The following is a 25,849-nucleotide window of genomic DNA, read 5'->3' as shown; positions in this document are numbered from 1 at the left end:
AGAGTCGACAGTAGATAAAAATAAACGGCTGAAAATCAGCCGCATTATTTATAAAGTCTACTATAAGTGTGCGACGTCAACCTATTATGGCTTTTGTGCTCGGTTTTGTAATGGATCACCAATAAGCACGCTGCCTGAATTTTCAAGGCGCTGCTCATCACTCAATTTGCTCGCTGGAACTTTGGCCTTGCGCTTCCACTTTAAGCTGAACAAATCATCACGGCGGTCAATCAGGTTATGTACTGAGCCTTCGTGACGAACGTGAGTCAGCTTGTCCAAGTTTACATCAGAGAAGAATACCATCTCCGTGTTGGCAGTGGTCTCTGCCATAATCGCATCATGCGGGAACGCAAAGTCTGACGGTGAAAAAATCGACGATTGAGCATACTGAATATCCAAACTCTCAACTTGCGGTAAGTTACCCACTGAACCGCAAATCATCACATAGCATTCGTTTTCGATAGCACGGGCTTGTGCACAGTGGCGGACACGTAGATAGCCGTTTTTGGTGTCGGTCCAGAAGGGCACAAACAAGATATCCATGTCATCAAGTGCCATCAGACGTGCAAGCTCAGGGAACTCAACATCGTAGCAGACCAAGATACCGATACGACCCGCATCTGTATCAAACACTTTGACTTCATCGCCACCTTCGATTACCCAAGCGCTGCGCTCATGCGGAGTAATATGAATTTTACGTTGTTCTTCAACCGTACCATCACGGCGGCACAGATAGCTGACGTTGTATAAGGTATCGTCTTCGTCCAGTAACGGCATCGAACCGGTAATGACGTTGACGTTATAACTGACCGCTAAATGCGAGATTTCATTTTTGAACCACTCGGTATAACCCGCCAAAAATCGAATAGCAATATTTTGATCGGTTTCTTCACACAGACCCATCAATGGCGCATTGAAAAACTCAGGTAAGCAGGCAAAGTCTGAGTTGTAGTCAGCCATAATATCCACAAAGAACTCAACCTGTTGCAGTAATTCTTCAGGGGATTCGACTTCACGCATCTGCCACTGGATACCACCAATACGTACCTCAGACTTGCGAGTATTAGGCTTATAGTCTTTAGGCTCATAGTAAATATTTGCCCACTCAAGCAAGGTAGCAAAGCCTTTTGATTGCTTATCATCTGGCAGATAAGCGGTCAAAATACGTTTAACGATAAAGCCATTAGACAGCTGGAACGACAAAGCTGAATCGTGAATTTCACGGCTTTCAACGGCATCAATATATTCGCCTGGAGTCAGATCCTTGTGATTATGATAGTTAGGTATACGCCCGCCAGCTAAGATAGCGCGGAAGTTCAACTGTCGGCATAACTCCTTGCGTGCATCATAAAGACGACGACCGAGACGGTAGCCGCGATAATCAGGGTCGATGAGTGCATCTAAACCATAAATGGCATCACCTTCTGGATTGTCTCTAATGATTTCTTTTTGCCCAATCAAATCGTCATAGGTATGTGGATTTGAAAACTTGGCATAGTCAACGCGCATGGAGAGCACGATACCAATCAGCTGATCATGATCAAACAAAGCAATCTGACCTTCTGGAAAAGCATCGATTAAAGTATGAATGGTTGTCTTTGACCACGCGCCACCCAAGTTTACATAGACACGATCCATTAAGGCTTTTAATTGTGGATAATCTTTTTTCTTGATCTCAGCAATCGTGAGGTGAAAGTCATCTAGTTTTTCCATCTTACTCATAAGTTTCCTGTTTTGAATAGCTATTGAATGTAGTGGTATCAAATAATGGTGTCATAGCACATTGGTGTGCCGATTTTTGTGCAAAAAAGTAATAAAAACATTCCAATAGGAAGATATTGTCGTTACAATAATTTATTGCCGTATTTACAATAGGTTATGTTGATATCTTAGACTGTTTTACTCATTATGTTTGGTGCTTGTTTCGATTAACGTAGAGGGCTAAAGGATAGCGACTGCCGCATTCTATATCGCTTTATATCTATTAGGTTAGTAAACATCGATAAGCGCACAACTCTGCATTATCATTGTACCTGCGACTTTCTTGTTATTTATTATCTCAATATAGAATCTAAATAATATCTAATCAGCACCTTTTGTTTTGCTTGTTATCATAGCAAGCTGTAACGGTAATAACAGTCTCACGTAGTAAATATTTGCTACGTTTTTGTGAGTCAATTTTTTGGTTCAACTCAGGCATAGTATTGTGTTGCTTGTTTCGTTTAGCCGTATCTCATCGGCTTCTTAGGATTATTTTATTATGCCTTTAAATCATACCAATAGAATCATGAAGTGGGATGACATAGATGACTCCGCTTTGGTTCAGTTGGTTTATGTCAGTACGCTGACTCTTGGCTCGCGTCTAAGCACCTCTATCTTTGACGAAGTAGAAGGCCACGCACGCAACTACAATCAGCAGCATAACATCACAGGCACGCTATGCTACGGCAATGGTCACTTCCTGCAATGTATCGAAGGCAAAAAGTCAGATGTATTTAATCTGCAAGAGCGTATCTTTGTCGATAGTCGTCATAAGAATGTAGAAGTATTGCTATTACAAGTCATCAATCATCGCAGCTTTGCCGACTGGCGTATGCGCTTGCTGTTTTTGGAGCGTTGGTTATGGTCACCCGCGACCAAGAAACAGGCCGCACAATTATCTCCGTTTTTACCATTTGCGCCGCACGGTTGGTCATCTGATCGGACCGAACAGTTTTTGCAAATTATCAAAACTTTCGATAGTCCACCCCATATTAAGGCGGCAGGTATTACTTATAATGCTTTAGGTAATATGGTGCGCCATATCGCGGCACCGCATCAGGCATTTCTGATTATTCAAGGGTTTTTGAGCATACTACTGGTCGTCGCATTGATACTGTTATATTTATAGATTGTAGTTTTTGCGAATTATAAAGCCATAAAAAAGACGCTAGCTCTCGGGTTAGCGTCTTTTTTTTGGGTTAAGCGTTTAGAGTACTAATCACATATCGAAAATCTTACCGCGGTTCATAATGTTGTTTGGATCGAATACTTTTTTGACTTCTCGTAAATAATCAATCTCCGTCTCACTGCGGCTATAGTGCAGGTACGGCTTCTTCGTCATACCAACCCCATGCTCAGCAGACACTGAACCGCCATATTTCTGTACCGTCTCAAACACGTATTTATTGACGACCTGACACTCAGCAAAGAAATCATCTTTATTCATATTCTCAGGTTTTAAGATATTGAGATGCAAATTACCATCGCCAATATGACCGAACCAACAGACTTCAAAGTCTGGATAGTTGCTACTGACAATGTGATCAATCTCTTCGATAAAGGTCGGTACGTGACTTATTAGCACCGAGACATCGTTTTTATAAGGGGTAAAGACTGAGATGGTCTCTGAGATATACTCACGTAGCTTCCATAGCTCTTCAGCCTGTGTGAGATTTTGACTCATCACCCCATCGACAACCCAACCTTGCTCCATACAATGCTCAAATATGGCCATGGCTTTATCCATAATCGGCTCATAAGGCGCTTCAAACTCTAATAGCGTATAAAACTTGGTACGTGATTCAAAGGGCTCTTGTACTTGACCATGTGCCATCAGCTTATCAATCGCTACATCGTCAAAGAACTCAAACGCTGTTAAATCAATCTGTGCTTGAAAAGCAGAGAGTACGTTCATCACATCGTTAAAGCTATCCATACCAAGTACCATGACGTTTAAGTCTTGTGGCTGACGCTCAAGTTTGATTTGCGCATGAGTAACAAGACCAAGCGTGCCTTCGCTACCGATGAATAGTTGGCGTAGGTCATAACCGGTGGCATTCTTTACCATGCCGCGATTCAGCTGCAAGATATCACCTTTACCAGTGACAACAGTCAGTCCCATAATCCATTGACGGGTCATGCCATAGCGAATGACTTTGATGCCGCCTGCGTTGGTGCCGATGTTGCCGCCTATCTGACTAGAGCCTGCTGAGGCAAAGTCGACAGGGTAGTATAGGTCTTTTGATTCAGCGAATTCTTGCAACTGCTGGGTGACGACACCGGCTTCGACTTCAACCATGCGATCGGCAGGATAGAACTGTCCGATCTGGTTCATTTTATCCATGCTAACGACGATTTCGCCGTTAGCAGCGACGGCACCAGCAGACAGACCAGTACGACCACCACTAGGCGTCAGGACAACATTATGCTCATTGGCAAGCAGGACGATAGTCTGTACTTGTTCGGTGGTCTTTGGAAAGACGATGGCAGCAGCAGCAGGAGCAAAGTGTTTGGTCCAGTCTTTACCCCAATGCTCTAAACTCTCAGCATCGGTTTTGATTTGGGTCGGGTCAAAATCATGGGTATCAGTAAGCGTGCTCAAGATGGTTTGCACGGCATTGGTTTCGGATGTGTTCTGAGCGGTAGTTGGCGTCATGGTCAAATCTCAATATTGGCGTAAGCACGATGCTGGGACTGTTTATTATATAGCGAAATAACTATAAATTCAGTGATGAGTCAGCTCGTAGAGGTAATAAGTGGATGATAATTTTTATCTATAAGAAGAGGTAAGTAATAAATAATTGATTCGAACGGTTTCAAACAGAATAATTCACTATAGCATAAAAATTTTTCAGGCTTGATAACCAATAATTCATCTAATCTGCTAACATCGACCTCAAATTTTGTGTAAGATATCGGGACTGTTTTCGTTTCCTCCATCATAGATTATCCAACAGGTAATCTTATAAAACAATTATAGGACAGTTCTCATATGGCGTTATCACTACAAAAAGACAAAATCCGGTTTTTATTGCTTGAAGGTCTACATGACAATGCCCTAAAAGTATTGGAAGGAGCTGGTTACCATAACATCGAGAATATCAGTCACGCCTTAGATCAAGACGAGCTGATTGAAAAGATCAAAGATGCTCACTTTATCGGTATTCGTTCGCGCACTCAGTTGACGCGTGAAGTACTTGAGCACGCACATAAGCTTATCGGCATTGGTTGCTTTTGTATTGGTACCAACCAAGTAGATCTAGATGCCGCTCGTGATCTTGGTATCCCTGTCTTTAACGCGCCATTCTCGAACACTCGTTCGGTAGCTGAGCTAGTATTGGCCGAAGCCATTATGCTGTACCGCGGTATTCCCGAAAAGAATGCAACCGTACATCGCGGTGGCTGGGGTAAGTCTGCGACCAATTCACACGAAGTGCGTGGCAAGACTATCGGTATCGTCGGTTATGGCTCTATCGGCTCGCAACTGTCTGTCTTGGCAGAAAGCTTCGGTATGAAAGTCATCTATCATGATGCTGTGACCAAATTGCCACTAGGCAACGCGGTACAAGTTGGTAGCCTAGAAGAGCTACTGTCAACGGCTGACATCGTGACATTGCATGTACCTGATGTACCAAGCACTCGCTATATGATGAAAGCTGAGCAATTCGCTCAAATGAAAGAAGGCAGCTACTTTATCAATGCGGCTCGCGGTACGTGCGTCGAGATTGATGATCTAGCAGATGCGCTTGAGTCTGGTAAAATTTTGGGCGCGGCTATCGATGTGTTCCCAAAAGAGCCAAAATCAGCTGACGAAGAGTTTGAGTCACCACTACGTAAGTTTGATAATGTGATTTTGACGCCGCATATCGGTGGTTCAACCCAAGAAGCACAGGCCAATATCGGACTGGAAGTAGCAGATAAGTTTGTTAGATACTCTGACCAAGGTGATACGGCGACTGCTGTGAACTTCCCAGAAGTTTCTATTCCGTTCAAAGAAAACTCGCATCGTCTACTACACATTCACAAAAACGTGCCAGGCGTACTGTCTCAGATTAACCGCTTATTTGCTGAAGCTGGCATCAACATCCTAGCGCAGAGCCTGATGACAGAAGGTGATGTTGGTTATCTAGTGATGGATGTCGATTATAACGATTCGACCGCTGCACTAGACCAATTAAAAGATGTAGAAGAGACTATCCGCGTACGTATCTTATTTTAATATAGTCAATCCGCTTTCAAATTGGATTAACTGTATCAGTGCTAATAGTTTTGATACGCATTGAAGATTTATCATAAAAAAAGAGAGGCTCTATTGATTAGAGCCTCTCTTTTTTATTTTACTTCTTTTTTATTGTACTAATGCTAAGTTTAATTGGCTTTAGTATTGTTTGCAGCTTCCGCTTGTAGACGAGCTTCCATCTTAGCGGCTTTACGTTTTTCGATTACATCCATCACGTCGCTACCGATATGGGCTTCGCCACGCTTTTTGGCTAGCTGCATTTGGTGCTCGCGCTCACGGAAACGGGCTTTCTGCTCGTCGGTCGCTTTGTCGATACAGTGTGGGCATGACTCGCCTTTGATATAGGCAGGGCTTTGCATCTCATCGACAGTGATCGGCATACGGCATGCAAAACACTGCTCGTAGCTGCCTTTTTCTAAGTTGTGGTTGACGGATACACGGTTATCAAAAACAAAGCAGTCGCCTTGCCACATAGAGTCACTGGCAGGAACTTCTTCTAGGTATTTTAGGATACCGCCTTCTAAATGATAGACCTCTTCAAACCCTTGCTCGCGTAAATAGGCAGTAGATTTTTCGCAGCGGATACCACCTGTACAGAACATCGCCACTTTTTTATGCTTGGTTGGATCAAGCTCTTTTGAAACGTATTCTGGAAACTCGCGGAACGTTTCAGTGTTCGGATTGACTGCATTTTGGAAGGTGCCGATTTGCACCTCATAATCGTTACGCGTATCGATCAAAGTGACTTCAGGATCTGAGATCAACGCATTCCACTCGCTTGGTTTTACATAGCGACCAACGGATTCCAATGGATCGATATTCTCGACACCCATAGTGACGATTTCTTTTTTTAGCTTCACCTTAGTGCGATAAAAAGGCTGTGCGTCAGTATAGGACTCTTTAAAGGTAAACGTACCAATCGCCTCAATACTACGCAGGTAGTCAAGTACGGCATCGATACCTTGACGCGTACCAGAAATCGTACCATTAATGCCTTCGCTTGCAAGTAACAACGTACCTTTCACATCGTGATCGAGCATAGTGTTTAGGATAGGCTCACGATATTGCTCAAAATCAGCAAAGCGCGTGAACTTATATAGTGCGGCAACGACGATATTATTAGTTACACTATCGTATACAGGGGCTGAATTGTTGTCAGTTATCGCGGTTTCTTTGTTGATGCTCATGTCTTTCTCCTGCTGGCTAGGTCGCAAACCTAGTGCAATGATAATAAAAAAGTAGATAGGTATATAACATTATCTCAATTGTGGAATTGATTAATGCGCGCGTAGTGTAGCAAATTTTAGATGGGTTTTGAATAGTTTGTATTGCTTGGCTTGATGTTATAGAAAACAGAAAAGCCCAGTAAAATACTGAGCTTTTTTTATATTCAATTCGTAATACGAAAGTTAGAGTTTACTTACTCTGGAACCAAGTATCTGCTTTGCTACGAGCACTGGCGATGTCATCACTTGATAAGTTTAATGCCAACTGACCAATTTTACCGCGTGCTTTGTTACGGACTTTTTCGTCTAACATGCCATCACGGGCAGCCAAGTCATACCATTTATAGGCATCGACCAGATTTTTTTGCTTTTCATCTAATAGCGCAAGCGTGTAACTGGCACGGTTATCGCCACGCATCGCAGCTTTTTCTAACCACAGACGGGCTTGTTGCAAGTTAGGCTGTACACCTTCGCCGCGCAAATACATGATGGCAAGGTTTAACTGAGCAGGGGCAACACCTTGCTGAGCGGCTTTGGTGTACCACTGGATTGCTTGTTGGGTATTTTGCGCAATACCTTCACCTTTTTGCAAACGCTTGGCCAGATAGAACTGAGCGTGATCGTTACCTTGGGCGGCACGACTAGACAACTCGCTCACAGGCATCAGCTCAAAACGTGAGGTATCAAGCGGTACGTTTGATATTAACTCAGCATTGGCTAAACCAGCACAAGAAAATAATGCAGTAAACAACGCAGCTTTTAATAATTTCATAGCAGCTCCAAAATTAGGCAGTTAATAAGCAAAAAGAATTGTACCGCTAAACATTGTCTCGCTAAAGACAGTCAGACGGCGATAACAATTAGGTGTAATCTTGCGATATGAACTTACCTAATCATTAGCAAAAGGGGGTTGTCATCTCTAAATCAGAGATTTCACCCTAACTGATTAGACAAACGGTCGTAATAGTGGGGTGGCTGACAATATTTTGCTAGCTTAACACCCAAACTTACGAAACTCAAATACTAATTACAAGGTCACATAGACGTTTGTACCTGATTGTCCTTAACAAAATCAGACAGTTACTAAAAAATTATATTAAGTTAACAATCTATTAAGGTTAATACCAACTCGTAAAGTACTGTTTAGCAGTCTATAAAATACAAAGATAGCTAATGATTTATCGGCTATTTCTTGGTCACTCGGTAGATAGCGACGTCTGCTAACAAGTTCGGCGCTTGCCTAATTAACGCTTTCATTAGCGGTGTGTGACCTTTTTCAGAATCACTAACCGCAAAACGATTAATAATATGAATATCATGCTGCGCACATAACAGTTCAAAATCTTTGAAAGTACATAGGTGAATGTTTGGTGTGTTGTACCATTCGTAAGGCAGCGCTTCAGAGACAGGCATCATACCTTTTAGCCCTAAATGGATACGGTTTTGCCAATGCGCAAAGTTAGGGAAGGTGATGACTGCTTCACGAGCAACTCTCAGCATATCAAGCAACAACTCATCAGGTGCTTTTACTGCTTGCAGGGCACGTGCCATGACGACCGTGTCAAAGCTGTTATCAGCAAAACGAGCTAGACCATCGTTGAGATCCTGCTCGACAATTGATAAGCCATTGCCAATTGCCTCATTGATTTTGTCTTCATCAATCTCTAGTCCGTAACCTGTTACGCCTAGTTTTTGCTGTAAGTGGGCAAGTAGCTCGCCATTGCCACAACCTAAGTCCAGTACATGTGCTTGCGGCGCAATCCAGCGCTCTGCCAGTTGGTGATCCATTCTCATGAGCGCTCTCCTGTGGCTGGGCGGCTAGGGGTAATAAATGGCGCAGTCAAAAACCCTTTAACCGCACCCATGTAGCGAGGAATATCAAACAAGAATGAGTCATGTCCGTGCGGCGCGTCAATATTGATATAGCTGACTGGTTTGCCAGTGGCCATCAGCGCATCGACAATCTCTTGCGAGCGCTCAGGTGCAAAGCGCCAGTCAGTGGTGAATGATACGACCAGATATTGGCATTGTGTATGAGCAAAGGCAGCTTTAAGCGCAGAAAGCTCTTGTTGACGATCAGACTCAATATCTTCAATCGTCGTGACCGCATCTTCTAACTCACTCTGTGCCTTGGCTTTGCTAGATTCGACTGACGCCGCGATTGAGTCTTCTATTTGCACTGCCGACTCTGTAGTATCTTTTGCTACGGTTGATGGGTAGTCGCGCGTCGGATCAAAGTAATCTAAGGCTTTAGTCATGAGTAGATAAGTATTGGCATCAAAGTTTTCACTAAAGCGCTCGCCTTGATAGCGTAGGTAGCTTTCGACCTGAAATTCAACATCGTAGCCATACATGAATTTACCTGATTTTAAATCACGGCCAAATTTGGCTTTCATCGCGTCATCAGTTAAATAGGTAATATGCCCAACCATACGCGCCAATATCAGTCCGCGACGAGGATAAGTGCCTTCTTGTATATAGCGCCCGTCTTTAAAGTCAGGATCGGATAATATAGATTGGCGCGCCACTTCGTTAAAGGCGATATTTTGAGCAGATAGCTTTGGCGTACTGGCGATGACCACACAGCGCTTTAACCGCTCTGGATAATCAACAGACCATTGTAGCGCTTGCATGCCACCCATTGAGCCGCCGACAATCGCATGCCAAACGTCGATGCCTAAACGATCTGAAAGCATGGCTTGGGTTTTCACCCAGTCTTTGATGGTGATCAGCGGAAAATCAGGGCCATACACTTGCGGCTCATCGCTACTATTTGAATCAAGGCTGTCCGAACTAACACTATCCGAATCAACGCTATCAGGGTTAATAGTGGTAGGCCCTGTTGAACCAAAACAGCTGCCGATGTTATTGACACACACCACATAAAACTGATTGGTATCAATTGCTTTATTGGGACCAATCATATTGTCCCACCAGCCTGCTTTTTTGTCATCAGAGCTATGGAAGCCAGCTGCATGATGATTGCCGGACAACGCGTGGCAAATCAGAATTGCATTTGATTTGTCGCTATTGAGCGTACCGTAAGTCTCTACCATCAAGTCAAACGAGGGTAGGGTACGGTTGCATTCTAACGTTAAGGGCTCAGCAAAATGAAAATTCTGAGGCGTAACGACACCCACAGACCCTACAGCACTGTCGGTATCGGCTGAGCTATTAGGGTGAGGTTGTGAATTAGGATGCTGGTCACTGGTATTATCAGAGCGTGCGTTCAAAGCTACCTCGCAAGACTACAATCATCAATAAAATAAAAGCAAAATGGCACGTTACTAACAGGCTATTTTACCTACACGGTTTTTATAAACTGGGCCTGCCTATTGTATGGTGATGCGCGTTGGAGTACAACCGTCGAGCGCGCCTTTCGAGCGTATCGATCATAGTTTGTATGTAAAATTCGCCATAGGCAAATAATGAACAAGTCCTAGCATCAAGTAATCAAGAGTTAATAAATAGCAACTGCGTATCAAATTGTATAGGGGCGCTTTTAGCCCGCGTCATTAATGGATAAAATGCTACACTAATGAGATGTCTATTCAACTATGTCTTAACAGTATCGTCTCTTATTACTTTGACCTAACCCTTAATAACTTACTGCTAATAAAGTGCTGCTATGAAACCTAAATTGCCCCCACGTATTGCCGTTTTGTTAGTGAATCTTGGTACGCCAGATGAGCCAACGGCACCTGCCGTACGTCGCTACCTCAAACAGTTTTTGTCAGACCCACGAGTGATCGAGATTCCCAAATTCCTATGGGCTATTATTCTGAATCTATTTGTCTTGCCCAGTCGTCCTAAACGCGTAGCAAAGGCTTATGCGAGCATTTGGGAAGGTGACTCACCGATTCGTAAAATACTAAAAAGCCAAGTTGGGCTATTAGAACCACGTTTGGCCGATAGTGTGGCACCGTTTCGTGTCTCTGTGCATCCTGCGATGAGCTATGGTAATCCTGGTTTGCCTGATGTCATGGACGCGCTACGTGGTGAAGGGGTTGATCACTTTGTCATACTGCCGTTGTTTCCACAGTACTCTGCCTCTTCAGGCGGTGCTGTATATGATGCGCTGACGAAGTGGACGCTCAAGCAACGCAACTTGCCAAATTATACGATTGTCAAAGACTACTTTGCCCATCCGCTATATATTCAAGCTTTGGCCAACTCTATTCGCCGTTTTCAAGAGAAGCATGGCAAGCCTGAAAAGTTAATGTTTAGTTTTCATGGTATTCCGCAGCCTTATGCTGATAAAGGTGATCCGTATCCTAAGCGCTGTAAATGTACCGCTGCACAAGTGGCACATGAGCTTGGCCTGAACGATGACGAATGGATTATCAGTTTCCAGTCACGCTTTGGTAAGCAAGAGTGGGTCAAGCCGTATACCGATGTGGTGTTGGAAGATTGGGGTAAGTCAGGTGTGAGCTCGGTACAGGTAATCAGTCCGGCGTTTTCAGCAGACTGTCTAGAGACACTAGAAGAGTTAGCCATTGAAAACCGTGACAACTTCCTTAATGCTGGCGGGCAAGAGTATCATTATATTCCTGCACTAAACCTTGATGAAACACATATTGAATTGCTTGAAGCGTTGAGCTTGCCTCTAGTAAAAGGTTGGGCTGGTACATTAGATGGCTGGGTTTAGATAATCGAAAGTCGCTGTTTTAGTAAGTTGAATAGTAGAATAAAAAAAGCACGCTTAATATAGTTAAGCGTGCTTTTTTTGTTTAGAGGGGTAGAACAACAATCGTATTAAGTGCTAAAAATCATCATCGTTGCTACGTTCGGCCGCTTCTCTATCAACAATATCCATCGCATCTGGATAATCGCTGTCATCAAGGTTGTCTTGAACCAAAATCTCATCGACACGTGACTCATCGATATTTTGACGATGCGCAGGTGTTAGTCCTTGGGTCGCATCACTACCGACTTCTGAGTTATTAAATCCTGCACTATTATCAATCACATCATCGTTATCGATGGTATGCAGCATAGGATTATCCAAATCAACCAATTGGTTGTCTTGTTCATCCTGATTATTGCTATCTAAATTATCGACGCTGTCATTGTTGTCACGACGGTTACCATCAATATGATCCATCTCTTCTGGTAGTGGGTTTTTTGAGTTTTCCATGAATAATTCCTTATTGTAGTTATTAGACGTTGCCATCATTAGAAGTAAAAATATCGCACTGGCTTATCAGATCATCGCTCATTGCAATGTAGATAATATGCCTCTCAGTTTGTACGCTTAATCAACTTTTCACTAGTAGTAAGGTGTGACAGGATGTTCAAAAAATGTAAGACGATGATTAGAATGCAAAACGACTACTCAAGATGAGTAGCCGTAATTATTTATAAAATTTGTGCTAAATCTTTGTAAGATAGCAAAGTCGCTACATAAATAATCAAACTTATAGTGTTAATTATTGGCGTGGTCGAACTTATAATTTAACTTCTGTACCAGACATGACTCATAGTCAGCCAGTTTAAATTGCCATAAATAGGTCAAGGCAATACCATAAATGGCAGTCTCAGCCAGCTCTTCGACAATTTCACCAAATGTATGCGGGAACACAATAGCGTTCTCACCCATGTACTGAATGATAGCCAGTACAGTAACGCTAAGATAGAGCGAAACGGGTACGTTTTTTAGCACTGCCCATAGGTAATGCCTCGAGTAGACCAGCAAACCAAGGGCGACGAGATAGATAAGGGTAAGGACGCTGTCCTCCCACCAGTCATAAGACTGACCAAGCATCAAAAAATCGCTTGGAACCAGTAAGTCTGGTAGATAGTTCAACTCTCGACGAATGACAGAGACAAATATAAGTACGGCTCCTAGCCAAAAAGCCTTAATTTGTTTGACATGACTTTTCATAAAATACTGTGAACTGCGCAATAGGCATACTATCAAAAGTATAATTCCAGGGACTTCAACGATGCCATCTGAACTCAAAATAACTGGCTCCTGCGTATCAAAAAGAATGTGTTAAAAACAAAAAAGTGAGCCCAAAGGCTCACTTTAAAGCAAAAAATATCGAATAGTTAGGGTTTAACAGATGACCTATTATAAACCCCATATTTAGATATTACTGTTATGAAATATAACTAACTGGTCATAAGTGATTGTTAATATAAACAATATATAATGACTTATTGTAGTATCAGTTATCAAAAACTCTCATATCTGCAAGGTACATCGATAATCGTACCTTGCATGCTTAATAAAATATCAGTGAGTGATTAATGCGCCTCATCCCAGTTTTGACCGCTATCAGTCTCGACTAATAAAGGCACTGCAAAGTCGACATTCCAGCCTTTTTCTACTGCTGTAGTCGTTAAGACATCTTGCATAGCGTCAGTAATCAGCTGGCTAACTTCGTCTACTTTATCGACATCTACTTCGAACACCAATTCATCGTGAACCTGTAGCAGCATTTTGGCTTGCTCTTTTGGCAACACTTTATCAACGGCAATCATAGCAAGCTTGATTAGATCAGCAGCAGAGCCTTGTAGTGGGGCGTTAATCGCCGCGCGCTCAGCACCTTGCTTGACCATACGGTTACTATGATTGATATCAGGCGTATAGAGCTTACGACCTAATATCGTCTCGACATAACCTTGCTCATAGGCGCTGGCACGCGTATTGATCATATAGTTTTTGACGCCTGGATAGCGCTCAAAGTACATATCAATATAGTCTTGTGCTTCGCCGCGGCTCATCTGTAGTTGCTTGGCAAGTCCAAAGGCACTCATCCCGTATAGCAGACCAAAGTTAATGGCTTTAGCATTACGACGCTCGGTCGAGGTGACGTCTGCGACATCCTTACTAAGTACTTCGGCAGCGGTGGCCGCGTGAATATCTAATCCTTCGTTAAAGGCATGAGTTAGGTTTTTATCACCTGAGAAATGCGCCATTAGACGCAACTCAATTTGTGAATAATCCGCTGCCAAAATAACGCGACCTTCTGGGGCGATAAAGGCTTGACGAATGAGGCGACCAGTCGCAGTACGAATTGGGATATTTTGTAAGTTAGGATCTGTTGAGGACAAACGCCCAGTGCTCGTTAATGCCTGATGGTAGCTAGTGTGCACACGATCGGTTTCGCTATCTGCGACATTATCCAGCGCATCGGTATAAGTACTTTTGAGCTTAGATAATCCACGATACTCTAGCGTAATATCGACCAATGGATGATCGATTTTTGATAGTACCGCCTCACCAGTCGAGTATTGACCAGACTTGGTTTTTTTGCCGCCCGGCACGCCCAGCTTTTCAAACAGCATCTCACCGAGCTGCTTAGGAGAGCCTAAGTTAAACTCTTCACCTGCCACTTCATAGGCGCGCTTCTCTAGGGCGATGATTTCTTCGTCGAAGCGTTTTGATAGCTCGTTTAAGAATGAACGTTTAATCAAAATACCATGCGCTTCCATTTGGCAAAGTATCTCTGCTGTTGGAATCTCTAGCTCGTGTAACAGTTTGGCATTATTGGCATCGTTAGCCAGCTCAACGCTGAACACGTCAAATAACTGATAGGTGATGTCGGCATCTTCACACGCATAGTCGCTCGCGATATCGATGGCCACTTGGTCAAAGGTAACTTGCTTAGCGCCTTTACCTGCCACATCTTCAAAGCTGATGGTTTGCGTTTGTAGATAATGACGTGCCAAATCATCCATACCGTGGCGAGTAGCTGCCGCATTGATGACATAGCTGGCAAGCATGGTGTCCATTGCCCAGTTATTTGGCTGCTCATGTATGGCGCCAACTAGATCAATATCATAGTGAGCGAGGATGTGCGCATCATACTTTAGATGCTGACCGATTTTACCGATATTTGGATTTTCTAAGACAGGTTTTAAGCGAGCTAATACTGTATCGCGATCAAGCTGCTTGGCTATTAGCTCATCACCTTCTAGGCTATGCGTAAGCGGAATGTAATAGGCTTCGTGTGCTTGCAATGCGAAAGATAAACCGACAATTTGTGCATCGCGCCAATGAACGCTAGTGGTTTCGGTATCAATGACAAAATGCGGAGCAGCTTCTAACAATTCGACCAAGCTATCAAACGCTGGCTCATCGAGTACAGTGTGCCACGCTTTATCATGGTTAGTGCTGTCTTTGATGTTGTCGCTCTTGGTTGATTGGAGCGATTTTGCCACCTGTGCCTGTGACTCAGTATCGGCTTGGCTATCAGCAACACTTTTAGAGCCATTGGCAGGATGATTTGGATGATCAAGCGATGCCAGCTCATTTCTAAACTCAAGCTCATTATATAAGTCGCGCAATTCGTCTATATGCGCACAAGGGTCGGTATTGATTTTTAGATCATTCCAATTTTGACCGATGGCTAAGTTGGTGACGATGGTAGCAAGCTTTCTGTTAAAAGGAATATCGTCGGCGTGTTCGATCAGACCTTTCGCCCCGCGACCTTTGATAAAGCCAATGTGCTTGAGCATGTTTTCGATATCACCATACTCAACGAGCAGGTCTTTAGCGGTCTTTTTACCGATACCAGGTACGCCTTTGATGCCGTCAGAGGCATCGCCCATTAGCGTTAAGAAATCGATCATTTGATTTGGGTTAATGCCAAATTTATCGATTACCGCTGGCGTATCCGTGACTTTACCCGTAAAGCTGTCTTCCAATATTACGCAGTCGTTGACCAGCTGCATCATGTCTTTATCACCCGTTGAGATGACCACATGATGACCTTGCTCGACAGCGCGATGGGCAAGTGTACCGATGATATCATCGGCCTCTGCACCTTCGATACGTAACAGCGGAATACCTAATGCAGTGACCAAACGATGAATATAAGGAATTTGCTCTACTAGCTCGACATCGATGGGTGGACGAGCGGCCTTGTAATCAGCAGACATATGATGGCGAAAAGTCGGTGATTTGGTATCGAAGCAAACAGCCATGTGAGTAGGATGATAGCGACGCATCAGCTTTAGTAGTGCGTTGAGTGTACCGCGTATCGCATTGGTGATTAGACCCTGCGAGTTTTGCATGGTTTTTGGCAAGGCGTGATAAGTGCGGAACAGATAATAGGAGCCATCAACTAAAATAAAAGGCGGCTGATCTTTGTCTACATGACTGGTATCCATCAGCGCCACATTAGGCATGGTATCGAAGTTCGGTAGTGCTTTGGGGTCAAGCGCTTGGTGAGAGTTGTGGTCGTTATCGGTGGTATTGTCAGCTATGTCATCAGTCATAAAAGTCACTTATCAGCTATTAGATAAAAATATATACGCTTATTATAACGATAAAATCATCGTGTGCCGAACTGCTTAACCGTTACGAGATGTTCTATCGTGTTCTTTTTTATTGAAATCTACACTGAGTTTTCGATATTCTATTTCCGAGACAAATGAATTGGTAAAAACAAAAAAAGAACCCAGATAAACTGAGTTCTTTTAATGTCTGATGACTATCAACTATTTGTTATTAAATAGTTGATAAGAAATCTTTGAATGCATTATTTTACTTCTGATGAGACTTCGACATCGATGTTACCGCTGGTTGCTTTCGAATATGGGCATACTTCATGCGCTTTTTCGACCAATTTTTGAATCTCGTCAGCAGATAGGTCTGTATTATCAGCGATGACGTGAATTTTTACGGCAAGCTTATATTCATGATTATCACCTTGTAACAGGTCTACAGAGGTCTCAACAGTTGAGCCAAATGTTGCGCTTTCCATTTTTTTGACCACGCCTAAAGCGCCATCAAAACAAGCGCCATAACCCATCGCCAGTAATTGCTCAGGGTTATTACCTTTTTCATTACCGCCTGGTGGTACCATATTGATTTCAAGGTCACTATCGCTTAAGGTTGCTGTACCCATGCGGCCGCCAGTAACAGTAGATTTGGTAGAGTATAAAGATTTCATGACACATCCTTTGTTGTGAGTTTTTATGTTTATATTTAAGTGGTAAATCTTAATATGAAACCTAGCATAACAAATCGCTCACGCAGCTCAGTGCATAGAGAGTAAATATATACTGCTAGTTTGTAAATGAGATTTCGGGCTCAGTTTTATTCGTTTTTAGATTTACAATCTTATCGTACAGTTGTCAAAGAGGTACAATAGCGGTAATGAGCCATATATACGTTATCAGTACAGATAATAGAAATCTGAATCATAAGGACATTGTTTGATGAATAGATGGATTGCGATACCTAGTGTTTGCTTTTTGACGACGCTCGCTTTGATAGGGTGCGAAGAAGAAGACGGCGCTTATGGGACGGCTAGTAGCAAGATTACATTGACAAGCTTTGCTAATAGTTATGATAGCAAAGCCAATGCTACGGCAATTGCGCGAATTGACGAGACGTATCGTACTGGTGCGCGCGAGATCAAAACAACCAATCTCATCAACAGTTATAGCAATCAAAGCCTGAATGATTTAGACAGAACCGTACTGGCAGATGATTTCGAGGGTCGACTTGAAAATAAAGACATCGAGGTTAATAATCGGACGGTCAAACGCCCCATCTATGAAAAAAACACCAATAACCAGCTAGAATACAAAACCATTTATAAGACGCTCAACTTATCGGGTTTGCATGCGAACAGCTATGTTGCTAGTACAAACGTGAACAATAGATACGGTATTATTACCGACTTAAATAATTATTCTGAAATTCCGACCAATGTTGCTTTTCCTGAAGGGTCAGTTTGTTATATCCCTGTGGTAACCAGTGAGCGTTCGTTTTTGGCTTTTAATGATAAAAACAAGACTGGATACGCCTCCATAGAGAGGTGGATTGAAGTGGCCAAAACCCGCTTTAGTGCTGATAGAGATCATAGAACTTCTCAGTTCGGAGTGGGCGTAGGCAATCAGCAACAAGCCGCGCAAGTCATGTTTTTCGAATACGATGATCAGCCTGCTTATGAATATAGCGGTGTTGAGTATGGAAAAGACGTCTATGAGGCAAACTATGTCGCCAAAGGTAGCACTGACCCGAACACAGACAGTCGTTTTGACGTAGTTGATTGTATAATCGTCAATGAAGTAGCTGGCGATTTCTTGGCTGAGCAAATAGAACGCTACTATTGAGATGGAGTGATGGTTATTAGTCGCGCTAATTAAGCAGGATAATCGCAATTTAAAAGCCCAAAAACACGCTTCGTTGAAATAACGGAGCGTGTTTTTTTATACGCTAATTCTGCACCCTGATGCTAAATCCGCTACAATACGCCCATTATTTATTTTATTTATTTAGAGTCACTTCTAAATCACATAACTGTTGAAGCTGAAAATTATGAGCGTAGATCCAAAGAAATTAAACAAAGAAGTTGCTAAGCGCCGCACCTTTGCCATTATCTCGCATCCCGATGCTGGTAAGACCACCATGACCGAAAAACTCCTGTTGTGGGGTCAAGCGATTCAGGTAGTGGGCGAAGTAAAAGGCCGTAAGACAGATCGTCATGCAACCTCAGATTGGATGAGCATGGAACAAGAGCGTGGTATCTCGATTACGACGTCTGTCATGCAGTTTCCGTATAAAGACCATATGGTCAACCTACTAGATACCCCAGGTCACGCCGACTTTAGTGAAGATACCTACCGCACTTTGACCGCAGTGGATAGTGCGCTGATGATGGTCGATGGCGCAAAAGGTGTCGAAGAACGAACCATCAAGCTGATGGAAGTGTGTCGTATGCGCGATACACCTATCATCTCATTCGTCAACAAGCTAGATCGTCAGATTCGTGAGCCGCTTGAATTGCTTAGCGAAATCGAAGCCGTTCTAAAAATCAAATGTATCCCAGTGACTTGGCCTATCGGTATGGGTCAAGACTTCATCGGTGTCTATCATCTGACTGAAAATAAAACTTACTTTTATGAAAAAGGTAATGGCGGCAAGATGACGGTCTCTGAGACCCGAGAAGGCTACGATTATCCAGATATCCGTGAGCGTCTAGGACAGTTGATGTTTGACGCTTTTGAAGAGTCGCTTGAGCTGGTACAGATGGCGTTAGAAGAGTTCAGTGTTGACGCATTTTTGGCTGGCGAGATGACGCCAGTATTGTTTGGTACGGCATTGGGTAACTTTGGGGTAAACATGGTACTTGATACCTTAGTCAAGTATGCACCGCCGCCAAAAGCTCATCCAACGACTGAGCGTGAAGTATCAGCCACCGAGACAGATTTTACAGGCTTCGTCTTTAAGATTCAGGCCAATATGGATCCGCGTCACCGTGACCGTATTGCGTTCTTGCGAGTGTGCTCTGGTAAGTACGAGAAGGGCATGAAAATGAAACATGTGCGTCTGGGGAAAGACGTACGTATTGCTGATGCGCTGACCTTTTTAGCAGGTGACCGCGAGGCGCTAGAAGAAGCCTATCCGGGTGATATCATTGGTTTGCATAACCATGGCACCATCTCCATCGGTGACAGCTTCACTGAAGGCGAAGAGTTAAGCTTTACCGGTATTCCGCATTTTGCTCCTGAATTGTTCCGCCGTGTGGTACTAAAAGATCCGCTTAAATCAAAAGCTCTGCAAAAAGGTCTTCAACAATTAAGTGAAGAGGGCGCAACGCAGGTCTTTATGCCGCAGATTAATAATGATTTGGTTTTGGGTGCGGTCGGTGTCCTACAGTTTGAGGTGGTCGCGCATCGTCTCAAAGAAGAGTACAAGGTTCAATGTACCTTTGAGCCAGTATCGATAGCTACGGTACGCTGGATTCATTGCGATGATGAAGTAGCATTGGCGAAGTTCAAGAAGAAAGCTCATGACCAATTATCAATAGATGGTGGTGGTTATTTAACGTACCTTGCACCATCACGTGTTAACTTACAGTTGATGCAAGATCGTTATCCAGAAGTGACTTTTAGCAGTACGCGTGAGCATTAAAATCAGCCACATCGCTGTATTGTTTATCTATTAAGACACGCTAGCCGTGTCTTTTTTATTGTCTGTTATTTATGTGATAAATGCGAGGAGATAAGCATTTAATTGTCAACAGAACCTTAAAAACACAAACAGTGTTCCTACAATACAGTGCAATTGTTACGGTAGAATGATAAACAACATTTTATATTTATAAAAGAGGACATATGCACACTACGACTCAAACTGATGATAAATCTATATCGGCTGATCTATTTTCGATAAAGGTAAGCCAGAGACGTTCAATTGCTATGTTGACTGGCAGCCTATTATTAAGTGCCGTTAGTATGTCGGTAAATGCAGGAAGCTTTCTTAGTAGCACTGAATATCTACCGTATCAACTACCCAGTAATATACAAGAGACATGTGACAAGCGTGATAACTGTCCAGAGATTGAAGTTAAATATCTCAAAAGTAGTCAAAACTGGATAGATGAGATTGCCAATGCCCGTATCGATAACTTAGTCGTCAATAGTCAGATGACAGAGTCAGCACCTATCAAGGGTGAAAGCAGCGAAAAAGAAATTACGGATGCTCTTGATAGCTTTGTGAGCTCGCAATTCCGAGATATGCCTGATGATGTGTCGTGGGGTTATAATCTGATGGTAACGCCCAATTATCTAGGTCATGTCGATGAGTTTGAACTGTTTGAGATTAGTTCCTATGTCTATACGGGCGGTGCACACGGCATGCCTTATAGCGAGTACCTAGTGTTTGACCCAAGTACCAAAAAGCAAGTCACGCTTGACGATATGCTTATCTCAGGTAAAAAACCTCGTTTTGAGGCGCTTGCCTATGATGCGTATAAAGGATGGGTTAAAACGGTTGCCGAAGACGTGAGCAGTTATGAGAAAAACTGGCCATTTACGTTAAGCGATAATGTGACCTTGACTGATACAGGCGTTAGCATTCGTTACCAGCATTATTCTATCGGTCCATACGCTTACGGTATGCCTGTCCTTAATATACCGTATAGCAAGCTTGATAAAGTTATAAAACCTCGCTTTATACCAAAGTAAATGCTGTATGGTGTTTGAGGAAAGTACTTAATAAACCGTGCTAGGCAAATATTATTAAAAAAATAGCGACAATACTTATCATAAATTGGCAGTAATATTTTAGAGTTATTATTTTTAGCATCATTGGATATTCAATAGAAAAATAAGGAGTTATAACATGACAAACGAGACAGATAGTATGAATACGGCAGCAAGTACAACTTGGCAGCTGAATGCATTGACGGAAGCATTAGGTGACCTGACACTGACGGTTAGTGATAGCTCATCTATAGGTCGTGGTAGTGACAACGACGTAGTGCTAGGTAGCAAGCAGGTTTCTCGCAACCATGCAGTGCTCAGTGTGCTAGATGGTCAGCTGTACGTAAAAGACTTAGATTCTTCTAATGGCACGTTTATCAATGAGCAACGTATTGCAGGTAATGAATCTAGTCATCTAAAAGCAGACGATACGCTTGGCTTTGCAAGTTTTAGCTTTCAAGTACAGGCATCTGCTGCGTCAGTGACCACAGAGGAGTTAGTAGCAGATGCACATGAAAATGCTGACACAGCTGCCGTGCTGGAAACTACTGCTAGTGAGCCTGTGACTGAAGATCAGATAATTGAGGAAAGCGTTCTTGAGGAAGAGCCGATCATAGAGCAAACAGTTAATGAGCCAGTGATCAAAGAGACTGGCATCGAAGAAATGTTGCCTGCTACAGATGATACTGTACCTGTAGAATCTTTATCTGTAGATGCCGGCTCAGATATGACCGAAGAATCAGTAACCCCTACGCACGAAACCGTTGAACCGGCTGTTGAAGAACCAGCTGTTGAAGAGCTAGCTACTGAAGAAGCCGTTGCTACAGAGCCAGTTGTCAAAAAAACAGGGATTGATGAAGTACTGTCTGACGCGGATGCAGCATCGCCTACGCCAGTAGAAGACACGCCAGTTGCTACAGAAGTAGTAGCTGACGCATCTGTACCAACAGCAACCCAAACAGAGGCTGTGACGACTACAGAGCCACCAAAGACAGCATCTACTGATAGCGCGCCAGTGGTAGAAGAGCAGCCAGCAGTGCATGAAGAGCAGCCAGCAGTGCATGAAGAGCCAGTAATGCATGAAGAGCCAGCAGTCCAAGACGAACACGACAAAACGACAAAAACAGAGTTACAAGAAGAAGCTGACCCTGAAGTTTTAAAAGCCAAACAAGCAGCTAGTGCACAGTTTTCAGGCACGGCTAATTTAGGGCAGCCGCGCGATCTTGGTACCGAAGGCAACAATGCGATGGATCAAGAAATCAGCAACCCTGCACATGCAGGTCATGTAGAGAAAAAAGCGAGCGGCGGCTGGTTTATATGGGTATTTGTGACCATTCTAATTATCGGTTTGGCCTTATGGTTGTTTAATATGGGCGGTGCATAATTCAATTTTACACTCGGTCTTTGTCGTAATTTTTGATAGAGAGCCTTATTGTGCTTACCGTTTTTTAAACAAATGACTCATTATAGCGTCGATATTTTAGCGAATATTGGCGCTATATTTTATAGAGCAGCTTATAGTTTTGTTATTGCCTATAAGGTGCTAAGAGAGCGCTATTATGATGACTTTTGAAGAATACCAAGCTTTTAGAGATAGAGGCTTTAGTCACGCACCGCTAGTAAAAAAGCGTCTGATGGATGCGCAGACTCCCGTATCTGTATTCTCAAAAGTGCGTGACCTAAATGGCTCTGCCTATCTGTTTGAGTCTGTGGTAGGCGGTGAGCGCTGGGCACGATACTCCATGATTGGATTGGGTAGTGATCTGATTTTGCAGTACGCTGATGGCAATATGACGACCAAACGAAACGAGCATATCGATACAGAGTCAGTAGAGAATCCCTTTGATTACCTGCGTGAGCTGATGGCGCAATATCATATGCCAACCGCTGAAGATGTGCCGACGATGCCGAGCTTTAGCGGCGGTCTAGTCGGTTACTTTGGCTACGATATGGTACGTATTATTGAGCAAAGTGTCGGCTTATCTGATGCGCCCAATCCAATGTCGATGCCAGATATGTGGCTGATGCTTTCGATGAGCGTGATTGTATTTGATAATTTAGAGAATACGCTATCAATCATCGTTTATGCTGATTGTCAGTCTGAAGATGGCTATAGTTCAGCTATCCGTGAGCTAGAACAAATCGAGGAAAAGCTAGCAGAACCGTCTAACTTGCGCGCACCTGTAAAGCCTACGCCTAAATTTATATCGCAAACAGGTGCCGAAAAATACTGTAGCGATGTCAATAAAATAAAAGATTACATTGCCGCAGGTGACGTCATGCAGGTAGTACCAGCGCAGCGCTTGACCGCGGACTATACAGGTGACTCTCTAGCCGTCTATCGTGCGCTTCGCTACCTAAATCCATCACCATATCTGTTTTTGGTGCATGGTTATACACTCGACGATCACAAACGCTTTGATATTATCGGTGCTTCTCCTGAAATCCTATCCCGTATCGAAAATGGCAAAGTGACGGTAAGGCCGCTGGCAGGGACACGGCAACGTGGCCGAGATGAGGCTGAAGACCTAGCGCTTGAGCAAGATCTGTTAAATGATGAGAAGGAAACGGCCGAGCATTTGATGCTCATTGATTTGGGTCGCAATGATATTGGCCGCGTTTGCGAGTATGGCAGTGTCAAAGTCACAGAAAAGATGTTTATAGAGCGCTACTCACAAGTGATGCATATCGCATCTAACGTTGAGGGTACGATACGAGCTGACAAAGATGCACTAGATGTATTTTGTGCCACTTTCCCAGCTGGTACGCTATCGGGTGCACCCAAAATCCGCGCCATGCAAATCATCGATGAGATAGAACCAGTACGTCGAACAGTATTTGGTGGTTCAGTTGGTTATTTAGGTTGGAATGGTAATATGGACACGGCCATTGCTATCCGTACTGCGGTGATGCGCCGTGGTGAGATACATATTCAAGCCGGAGCAGGGGTTGTTGCTGATTCTGTACCAGAAAAAGAATGGGATGAAACCAATAAAAAAGCATTGGCCCTAATAAAAGCGGTAGAAATGGCCTGTAATGGCTTGCGTATTCGCTAATTAAATAGCCAGTGATGTGGCAAAAATAAAGGCTGCAAGTAAAAAGCCAATTTATTGCCATATTTTTATTTATAAAAAAACTAGCTTAATCAGTGACTTAAATATTTATATCAAATTAATTTAAAAAAAGATGAAAAAGTACTTGCGCATCTCAAAAAATTTGATAGAATAGCCACCACTTTAAGAGAACAAGCCGACTTAGCTCAGTTGGTAGAGCAACTGACTTGTAATCAGTAGGTCGCCAGTTCGATCCCGGCAGTCGGCACCATCTCTCTTAAAGTAGCTTTTTATGAATTTGTCTTAAATGTAAGTCATTTTTGTTCAAAGCAACCTAAGGTGGGGTTGGGGAGCGGTCAAACCCAACAGACTGTAAATCTGTCGCGAAAGCTTCGAAGGTTCGAATCCTTCCCCCACCACCATATTTTCTAAAGTTTGTCATAGCGCCAAGCATACTCTCTATATCTCATAACTCTCGATTAGAGTTATCCTGAATAAGAGTAAATGCGGGTGTGGTATAATGGTAACACCTTAGCCTTCCAAGCTAATGACGCGGGTTCGATTCCCGCCACCCGCTCCATATATACACCATCGCAAAGCATAACAATAAATCATCACGAGAGTCAGTAATTATTGCTGCATCGTGATATTTTTTTTAGTGCAACTCAAAGGTTTCAATATACGCTCATATAGCTCAGCGGTAGAGCACTCCCTTGGTAAGGGAGAGGTCTCGAGTTCAATTCTCGATATGAGCTCCATTTATTGTTTATACCTTTTATGCTTGTTTTGCTATTTATATAACTTTGCGTCGATATCGAAATTATAGAATATTGAAATATATAACAGTAGTGCGGTAGACAATGATTCAAAGGTGACACTGAGGTGTTGCCTTTTAGTGCTGTCAGTATATTAATAAATATTGGTTTTGATGGTCTTATATAGAGAAGACTAAAACTAATAGGTCAGTATGCAGACATTAATACATTATTTTTTGCACTTTGGTTTTCCTCTTTTTATTGCGATTGCGTTTTTTAGAAAAGAGTGGAAAAAAGCATATCTGATTTTGCTTGCGACCATGCTGGTTGATATAGACCATCTGGTAGCAAACCCAATATTTCAGGCAAATAGATGTAGCATTAATTTTCATCCGTTACATACTTATTATGCGATGCTAGTGTATTTTGCTTTACTCTTTCTTCGTAAGCCTCTTAATATCATTGGAATTGGATTGCTGTTCCATATGTTAACGGATTTTACGGATTGTTTGATGATGTCGGTCAGCTAATATCGCGACCTTGCATATCAAGATAATTATACGGTTATAAGAAAGGTTATAATCAATCGAGCTTTATATCTACTAGTTAGAGAGAAGTTGATTTCGATTGAGAGATGTATGACTATTTAAGACAAGTCAGCGTATAATAACGGATACAAGAATTAGTTCGGAGCATTGTTTAAGCAGTGGTTCGTGCGGTTGATAGCTAGGTTTATGATGATTTAATTCTATTATGAGCCATTAAACAGCTTTTTATTGATCATTCACCAAAAAAAGAGGAAATACCCATGGCAAAGGCCAAGTTTGAACGTAACAAGCCACACGTCAACGTCGGTACAATCGG

General features: G+C 42.9%; 19 protein-coding genes and 4 tRNA genes. 13 read left to right on the top strand and 10 right to left on the bottom strand.

The genetic code is table 11. The annotated features are described in order from the left end of the window. Window positions 1-84: 84 nt before the first annotated feature. The gene (locus I3254_RS04570) at window positions 85-1,722 is read right to left on the bottom strand and encodes a carbon-nitrogen hydrolase family protein (RefSeq protein WP_134292634.1); all 1,638 of its coding nucleotides are present in this window, start codon (window positions 1,720-1,722) and stop codon (window positions 85-87) included. A 538-nt stretch (window positions 1,723-2,260) separates the two neighbouring features. Here I3254_RS04570 and I3254_RS04565 point away from each other — a divergent pair. Next, a complete protein-coding gene (locus tag I3254_RS04565) occupies window positions 2,261-2,890 on the top strand; it encodes a BLUF domain-containing protein (RefSeq protein ID WP_238051653.1) in 630 nt (209 codons plus the stop codon). A gap of 90 nt (window positions 2,891-2,980) precedes the next feature. On the opposite strand, the gene I3254_RS04560 is transcribed toward I3254_RS04565, so the two are convergent. Then, entirely contained in the window at window positions 2,981-4,417 is a 1,437-nt protein-coding gene (locus I3254_RS04560; RefSeq protein ID WP_238051652.1) for an FAD-binding oxidoreductase, read from the bottom strand. A gap of 336 nt (window positions 4,418-4,753) precedes the next feature. Here I3254_RS04560 and serA point away from each other — a divergent pair, with 336 nt between their 5' ends. Continuing rightward, window positions 4,754-5,980, top strand: coding sequence for a phosphoglycerate dehydrogenase (gene serA / locus I3254_RS04555; RefSeq protein ID WP_057758460.1), 1,227 nt, complete (start codon window positions 4,754-4,756; stop codon window positions 5,978-5,980). A 149-nt stretch (window positions 5,981-6,129) separates the two neighbouring features. On the opposite strand, the gene I3254_RS04550 is transcribed toward serA, so the two are convergent. From I3254_RS04550 to I3254_RS04535, 4 genes are all read right to left on the bottom strand, one after another. Continuing rightward, a complete protein-coding gene (locus I3254_RS04550; RefSeq protein ID WP_238051651.1) occupies window positions 6,130-7,188 on the bottom strand; it encodes a rhodanese-related sulfurtransferase in 1,059 nt (352 codons plus the stop codon). 229 nt (window positions 7,189-7,417) lie between these two features. Next, a complete protein-coding gene (locus tag I3254_RS04545) occupies window positions 7,418-7,999 on the bottom strand; it encodes a tetratricopeptide repeat protein (protein WP_057758462.1) in 582 nt (193 codons plus the stop codon). A 413-nt stretch (window positions 8,000-8,412) separates the two neighbouring features. Further along, window positions 8,413-9,021, bottom strand: a complete 609-nt coding sequence (metW, locus tag I3254_RS04540; RefSeq protein ID WP_057758464.1) for a methionine biosynthesis protein MetW — start codon at window positions 9,019-9,021, stop codon at window positions 8,413-8,415. Continuing rightward, window positions 9,018-10,367: a homoserine O-acetyltransferase gene (locus I3254_RS04535; RefSeq protein ID WP_238051741.1), complete on the bottom strand. Its 1,350-nt coding sequence runs from the start codon at window positions 10,365-10,367 to the stop codon at window positions 9,018-9,020. Before I3254_RS04535 ends, metW begins: the two co-directional genes overlap by 4 nt. Before the next feature lie 488 nt (window positions 10,368-10,855). Here I3254_RS04535 and hemH point away from each other — a divergent pair, with 488 nt between their 5' ends. Next, a complete protein-coding gene (gene hemH / locus I3254_RS04530) occupies window positions 10,856-11,875 on the top strand; it encodes a ferrochelatase (RefSeq protein WP_238051649.1) in 1,020 nt (339 codons plus the stop codon). Window positions 11,876-11,989: 114 nt separating this feature from the next. Here the strand turns inward: hemH and I3254_RS04525 are convergent, their stop codons facing one another. The 4 genes from I3254_RS04525 to I3254_RS04510 form a co-directional block, all read right to left on the bottom strand. Next, entirely contained in the window at window positions 11,990-12,364 is a 375-nt protein-coding gene (locus I3254_RS04525; protein ID WP_238051644.1) for a hypothetical protein, read from the bottom strand. A 288-nt stretch (window positions 12,365-12,652) separates the two neighbouring features. Continuing rightward, window positions 12,653-13,111, bottom strand: a complete 459-nt coding sequence (locus I3254_RS04520; RefSeq protein WP_238051642.1) for a hypothetical protein — start codon at window positions 13,109-13,111, stop codon at window positions 12,653-12,655. Window positions 13,112-13,476: 365 nt separating this feature from the next. Then, complete coding sequence (gene polA / locus I3254_RS04515; protein ID WP_238051640.1) at window positions 13,477-16,455, bottom strand: DNA polymerase I; 2,979 nt, start codon at window positions 16,453-16,455, stop codon at window positions 13,477-13,479. Window positions 16,456-16,718: 263 nt separating this feature from the next. After that, on the bottom strand, window positions 16,719-17,132 hold the full coding sequence (locus I3254_RS04510; protein WP_057758473.1) for an Ohr family peroxiredoxin: 414 nt from the start codon (window positions 17,130-17,132) through the stop codon (window positions 16,719-16,721). Window positions 17,133-17,400: 268 nt separating this feature from the next. On the opposite strand from I3254_RS04510, the gene I3254_RS04505 reads away from it, so the two are divergent. The 10 genes from I3254_RS04505 (at window position 17,401) to I3254_RS04460 (ending at window position 25,515) form a co-directional block, all read left to right on the top strand. Next, window positions 17,401-18,303, top strand: coding sequence for a hypothetical protein (locus I3254_RS04505; RefSeq protein WP_238051637.1), 903 nt, complete (start codon window positions 17,401-17,403; stop codon window positions 18,301-18,303). 205 nt (window positions 18,304-18,508) lie between these two features. Further along, window positions 18,509-20,104, top strand: a complete 1,596-nt coding sequence (locus I3254_RS04500) for a peptide chain release factor 3 (protein WP_102090519.1) — start codon at window positions 18,509-18,511, stop codon at window positions 20,102-20,104. Window positions 20,105-20,307: 203 nt separating this feature from the next. After that, window positions 20,308-21,159: an RsiV family protein gene (locus I3254_RS04495; RefSeq protein ID WP_238051634.1), complete on the top strand. Its 852-nt coding sequence runs from the start codon at window positions 20,308-20,310 to the stop codon at window positions 21,157-21,159. 157 nt (window positions 21,160-21,316) lie between these two features. Beyond that, on the top strand, window positions 21,317-22,561 hold the full coding sequence (locus I3254_RS04490) for an FHA domain-containing protein (RefSeq protein WP_238051631.1): 1,245 nt from the start codon (window positions 21,317-21,319) through the stop codon (window positions 22,559-22,561). A gap of 175 nt (window positions 22,562-22,736) precedes the next feature. Then, on the top strand, window positions 22,737-24,233 hold the full coding sequence (gene trpE, locus I3254_RS04485; protein ID WP_238051628.1) for an anthranilate synthase component I: 1,497 nt from the start codon (window positions 22,737-22,739) through the stop codon (window positions 24,231-24,233). Between the two features lie 192 nt (window positions 24,234-24,425). Continuing rightward, window positions 24,426-24,501, top strand: a tRNA-Thr gene (locus I3254_RS04480). Between the two features lie 67 nt (window positions 24,502-24,568). Then, window positions 24,569-24,652: transfer RNA gene (locus I3254_RS04475), tRNA-Tyr, on the top strand. An 84-nt stretch (window positions 24,653-24,736) separates the two neighbouring features. Next, window positions 24,737-24,810, top strand: a tRNA-Gly gene (locus I3254_RS04470). A 103-nt stretch (window positions 24,811-24,913) separates the two neighbouring features. Then, window positions 24,914-24,988: transfer RNA gene (locus tag I3254_RS04465), tRNA-Thr, on the top strand. 209 nt (window positions 24,989-25,197) lie between these two features. Continuing rightward, entirely contained in the window at window positions 25,198-25,515 is a 318-nt protein-coding gene (locus I3254_RS04460; protein ID WP_102078394.1) for a DUF6122 family protein, read from the top strand. Window positions 25,516-25,849: the final 334 nt, after the last annotated feature.

This window comes from Psychrobacter sp. Ps2, from assembly GCF_022129405.1.
GTDB lineage: Bacteria > Pseudomonadota > Gammaproteobacteria > Pseudomonadales > Moraxellaceae > Psychrobacter.
The sequence above is the reverse complement of the archived record's forward strand: the minus strand, read 5'-3'. Positions and strand labels throughout refer to the sequence as shown.